Raw genomic sequence first — 3,177 nt, 5'->3', positions numbered from 1 at the left:
AGCGAAGCGACAATGCTCACGGTCGGCGACCGCGAGGTGCGCATTTCCAGTCCGAACCGGGTGCTCTGGCCCGACCTCGGCATCACCAAACTCGACCTGGCGAAATACCTCAGCGAGGAGCGCGTCGGTGCGGCGTTCATCACGGCGAACGGTGATCGACCGGTCTCACTGCAGCGCTTCCCCGCCGGCATCGACGGCGAGCAGTTCTTCTCGAAGAACCCGCCGAAGGGGGCTCCCGACTACGTGCGGTCGGTGAGCGTGGTCTACCCGAGCGCGCGAACGCACCCCCAGCTCGTGCTCGACGAACCGGCGGCCGCGGTGTGGGCGGCCCAGATGAACACCGTCGTGTTCCACCCGTGGCCGAGCCGCGCCGAAGACACCGACAACCCCGACCAGCTGCGCATCGACCTCGACCCGCAGCCCGGCACCGACTTCCACGACGCGATCCCCGCGGCTCTCGAACTGCGGAAGGTGCTCGAGGAGGCCGGCCTCGAGGCGTTCGTCAAGACATCCGGCAATCGCGGTCTGCACGTCTTCGCACCCATCGAACCGACCCGCGAATTTCTCGACGTGCGTCACGCGGTGATCGGTGCGGCACGGGAGTTGGAGAGACGGATGCCACGGGAGGTGACGACCAACTGGTGGAAGGAGGAACGCGGCGAGCGCATCTTCGTCGACTACAACCAGGCCAACCGCGACCGCACCATGGCCGGGGCTTACAGCCCGCGCGCCCTGCCAACCGCGACGGTGTCGTGCCCGCTCGAGTGGAGCGAACTGGAGAACGCCGACCCCGCGGCGTTCACGGTGCTGACGATCCCCGAGCGGCTCGCCACCACCGGCGACCCGTGGGCGCGGTTCGGCGACAGGCCGGGCACGATCGACGTGCTGCACGGCTGGTGGGAGCGCGACTTGGAGAACGGGCTCGGCGAGCTGCCCTTCCCGCCCGACTACCCGAAGATGCCCGGCGAGCCGCCGCGCGTGCAGCCGAGCAGGGCTAAAGCCCCTTCGACGAGCTCAGGGACCGACGACTAGACCAGCACCTTGCTCAGGTCGTACGCCACCGGGATCTCGAGCTGCTCGAACGTGCACGACCGTGCGTCGCGGTCGGGGCGCCAGCGGTCGAACTGCACGGTGTGCCGGAAGCGTTCTCCCTCCATCTGGTCGTAGCGCACTTCCACCACCCGCGTCGGCTCGAGCCGCACGAACGAGACGTCCTTGCCCGACGAGAAACGGCTGCGCTCCGTCTCGCCCGTCACCGGGGCGCCGGAGTCGTCGCGCCGCACGAGTGGTGCGAGTTCGTCGACGAGTTCCAGCCGCCGCACGTCGCTGAACGCGGAGACCCCGCCCACGTTGCGCAGCTCGCCCTCGTCGTCGTACAGGCCGAGCAGCAGCGAGCCGACGCCGTTACCGCTCTTGTGCACCCGGTAGCCGAGCACGACCACATCGGCGGTGCGGTGGTGCTTCACCTTGAGCATGACGCGCTTGCCCGGCGCGTAGGGGGCGGCGAGCGGCTTCGCGACGACGCCGTCGAGACCCGCGCCCTCGAACTCGGTGAGCCAGCCTCGGGCCACGGCGGTATCCAACGTGATGCGGGTGAGGTGCAGGGGGTCGCCGAGTGGGGCGACCAGCGTCTCGAGCGCCGCGCGGCGCTCGTCGAAGGGCTTGTCGACGAGGCTCGACTCCGCGAGCCCCGGGTCGCCGAGGCCGAGCAGGTCGAAAGCGACGAACATCGCCGGCGTCTCCACGGCGAGCTTGCGCACCCGCGACTCGGCCGGATGGATGCGCGCCGACAGGGCCTCCCAGTCGAGCCGCTCGTTGCCGGCCGGTCCGCTGCGCACCGCGATCTCGCCGTCGAGCACACACGGGGAGGGGAGGAGGCGCACGAAGGCGTCTACCAGCTCGGGGAAATAGCGGGTGAGCGGCTTCGAGCCGCGGCTCTCGATTTCGACGGATGATCCGTCGAAGTGCACGATGGCCCGGAAGCCGTCCCATTTCGGCTCGAAGGCGAGCCCGCCCTCCACACTGTCGTGGGCGGGAACGGTGGCGACGGCCTTGGCCAGCATGGGTGCGATCGTGGGCATACGCCGATCCTCCCGCGTGTGCGGAAGAACCGGAAGAAAACTCTCGGGGGGTTGCGCCGCGTCGGCAGCCAGATCCCAGCGGGAGTTTGTAGCCTTACCCGATGCCTGATCTCGTACCGCGACCCCAGCCGACCAGGGCGGCCTCCGCCGTCGTGCTCGTGCTGAGCGCCGTCGGCTTCACCGCGGTCTACGTGGCGGGAGTGCTCACCCGCCCCGGCCAGGTGCTCGAGAATCGCGCGCTCGACGCGTCGACCTTCCTCGCCAGCCCCGGCGGCCTGCTGTCCCTCGTCAGTGCCGCCAATATCGGCATCGCGCTCGGGGTGCTGGTACTGCTGGGGGTGGCGCTGCGCCGCTTCCGCGCCACGGCACGCGCCGTAGGCGTGGTGCTCGTGAGCACTGTGCTGTCGCAGCTGCTCAAGAACGGTCTGCTCGCCCGCCCCGACTTCGTCGGCGACGTCTCCGCCAATACCCTGCCGAGCGGGCACACCGTCGCCTACGCGTCGGTGCTGTTCGCGCTGCTGATCGTGCTGCCGTCGAAGCCCCGCACGATAGCGGCGCTCGCCGCGTCCGTCGTGCTCGGCGTGGTGGTCGTGCAGCTGCTCGCCTTCGGCTGGCACCGCTCGAGCGACGTCGTCGCCGGCCTGCTGCTCGTCACCGGGGTGATGGCGCTGGCCCACCTCGTGCTGCCCGACCGCGGCGCGCCGCCCGTGCGCAGCGACTCCGGCACGCGCACGCTGCTCGCACTCGGCGCCGTCGTCGGCGGCGTGCTGATCGTCGCGTCGATCGCCTTCGCCGCGACCCTCGCGCTCGACACCTCGCTGGCCACGACGCACGCGCTGCTGCTCGCGAGCCAGATCATGTGCCTCGCCGTCGTCTCGCTGGCCGTGATGACCGTGCTCTGGGTTCAGCGCTCCGCTCCCGCGCGGCTCGCTTCCCGGGGCGCGCCTCTTGCCCATTCCGGCGCCTAGGTGTACTCGGCCATCACATTGGTGACACCCGGTTGATGGGGGCGGTTCCGATGCCGGTGTGGATGCGTTCAGTGTTGTAGTAGTTGAGCCAGGGGGCAAGGGCGTCGGCTCTCTCTTGTCCGCTGGTG

Annotated in this window: 3 protein-coding genes; 2 read left to right on the top strand and 1 reads right to left on the bottom strand. The window is 70.0% G+C overall.

Annotated features, from left to right (window positions below):
- On the top strand, positions 1–1,032 hold a 1,032-nt coding region (ligD, locus tag ACLQ6X_RS10350), incomplete at its 5' end, for a non-homologous end-joining DNA ligase (protein ID WP_411700082.1).
- Here the strand turns inward: ligD and ACLQ6X_RS10345 are convergent.
- Positions 1,029–2,081: an ATP-dependent DNA ligase gene (locus ACLQ6X_RS10345; RefSeq protein WP_411700081.1), complete on the bottom strand. Its 1,053-nt coding sequence runs from the start codon at positions 2,079–2,081 to the stop codon at positions 1,029–1,031. The genes ligD and ACLQ6X_RS10345 overlap by 4 nt on opposite strands.
- A gap of 101 nt (positions 2,082–2,182) precedes the next feature.
- Between ACLQ6X_RS10345 and ACLQ6X_RS10340 the strand changes: the two genes are divergently transcribed.
- Positions 2,183–3,049 carry a phosphatase PAP2 family protein gene (locus tag ACLQ6X_RS10340; RefSeq protein ID WP_411700080.1) on the top strand — a complete coding sequence of 289 codons (867 nt, stop codon included), beginning with the start codon at positions 2,183–2,185 and terminating at the stop codon, positions 3,047–3,049.
- Positions 3,050–3,177: the final 128 nt, after the last annotated feature.

Origin of the sequence: Conyzicola sp., from assembly GCF_046714715.1 — a bacterium.
Classification (GTDB): domain Bacteria; phylum Actinomycetota; class Actinomycetes; order Actinomycetales; family Microbacteriaceae; genus Conyzicola.
Note: the sequence above shows the minus strand (reverse complement) of the source record. Positions and strands in the feature narration are given on the sequence as shown.